General features: G+C 34.7%; 2 protein-coding genes and 1 pseudogene. 1 reads left to right on the top strand and 2 read right to left on the bottom strand.

All coding sequences use genetic code 11. From position 1 onward, the window contains the following. Positions 1-285 (bottom strand): annotated as a pseudogene (locus ABZA26_RS14170) (ammonium transporter); the annotation flags it as partial. 51 nt (positions 286-336) lie between these two features. Beyond that, positions 337-675 carry a P-II family nitrogen regulator gene (locus ABZA26_RS14165; protein ID WP_372715139.1) on the bottom strand — a complete coding sequence of 113 codons (339 nt, stop codon included), beginning with the start codon at positions 673-675 and terminating at the stop codon, positions 337-339. 422 nt (positions 676-1097) lie between these two features. Between ABZA26_RS14165 and ABZA26_RS14160 the strand changes: the two genes are divergently transcribed. Beyond that, a partial coding sequence (locus ABZA26_RS14160) for a TldD/PmbA family protein (protein WP_372715138.1) occupies positions 1098-1831 on the top strand: 734 nt, incomplete at its 3' end.

The following is a 1831-nucleotide window of genomic DNA, read 5'->3' as shown; positions in this document are numbered from 1 at the left end:
TTTACCAAACATAAAGGCAAATCCTACAGCCCAGAATGCTATAATTCCCATAGAAAAATCCATTACGTTTTTCATTATGATGTTACCCGCATTTTTAGCTCTTGTAAATCCAGCTTCTACCATTGCAAATCCAGCTTGCATAAAAAATACCATTGCAGCGGCTATAAGTGTCCATGTCCAGTTTAGATTAGTTTGTACTTCCTCTGCCCCAACTTCTGCAAATGCACTAAGACCCATCGTCAGCATTAGACATAAAAACATCGCTTTCCATTTCATCTTCTTCATAAAAATCCCCCCTAAAATTTAATTACTTTTATGTTAAAATATCGTTGGTTATCAAATAGCTTTTTTACCTTTTTCTCCGGTGCTTATTCTGATTACTTCTTCATTTGGGAAAATAAATATTTTTCCGTCTCCATGTTCACCCTCTCTTACACTCTGTATTATTACATCTTCGATTTTTTTAAGGTTTTCATCCCTACATAAAATTTCAATCTTAAGTTTTTTTAAAAAATCTGTCTTGTACTCTACACCTCTGAAGATTTCCACTTTTCCTTTTTGTCTTCCAAATCCGCGTACCTCGGTTACAGTCATTCCACCGATTCCGTTATCAACTAATGCCTTCTTAAGAACTTCAAGTCTGTTTGGTCTTATAATCGCTTGGATTCTTCTCATAAATAACGATCCTCCCTTTAAAATCTAATTATGTATTATAATCTTTGTCTTTTATAAATAAAAAAAGTCCGCACTACTTCCATTGGTTTTCCTAATGAAAGTAAGCCGACCACAGGTCTTCTCAGGATGGAATGAGGGTTGCTCTATTCCGACTGACGAAGAATGTCATTTACTCAATGTATTCTTTTTTTATTCTCTATTGATATAATATATCCTTTTTAGGGTTATTTGTCAACGTTTTTTTTAATTTTTTAAAATAATACTTAACTAATTTCCAGAGGTACATTATTTATATAGGACCTTTATGATTACTTTTACAGGATTGAGTAACATTATACCAAGTTATATACATATACATTGTATTTTCCTTTTAATTTTGATAAGATTTTCTTATAGATAGATTTTTACAGTGGAGGTTAATGATGTTAGATAAAATTTCAATAGAAGATATTCTGATACATGCTCTTTCTACAGGAGGGGATTTTGCAGAAGTATTTATAGAGGAAAAGTTTAATACAGGATTATTCATGATCGACGGAAGTATAGAAAAATCTCTTTCTGGAAAGGATTTCGGAGTAGGAATAAGAATATTCAAAGGCTTGTTTTCAGTGTATGCCTACACAAACGAGGTGACAAGAGACTCACTGATAGAAACAGCGAAAAAAGCCGCAGAAGCAATCACTGGTTCTAAAGGTGACATAATCATAAACCTCATAAAACAGGATATAGAGAACAGACATAAAATAATCCTTCCTCCTGACAAGGTGGGGAAAAATAAAAAAGTGGATATCATGAAGAGGGCACATCAGGCAGCCTCTTCATATGATGAGTCCATATCCCAGGTGAGAATAAGCTATTCTGATTCTGTTCAGAATGTTATGATCGCCAATTCAGACGGCCTGTGGACTGAGGATACGAGAACTAGGTCCAGAATTGGTATAGAAAGTGTCGCTTCAAAAGAGGGGGATATGCAGACCGGATCTTACAGACCTGGAGCCTTGAAAGGATTTGAGTTTTTTGAGAATATAAATGTGGAAGAATGCGGTATAGAGGCTTCCAGAATAGCCAAAACAATGTTAAATGCCAAATACTGTCCCAGTGGAAAGTTTCCGGTGATAATTGATAATGAATTTGGAGGCGTAATCTTTCATGAAGC

Source organism: Ilyobacter sp., assembly GCF_041583315.1.
Classification (GTDB): domain Bacteria; phylum Fusobacteriota; class Fusobacteriia; order Fusobacteriales; family Fusobacteriaceae; genus Ilyobacter.
The sequence above is the reverse complement of the archived record's forward strand: the minus strand, read 5'-3'. Positions and strand labels throughout refer to the sequence as shown.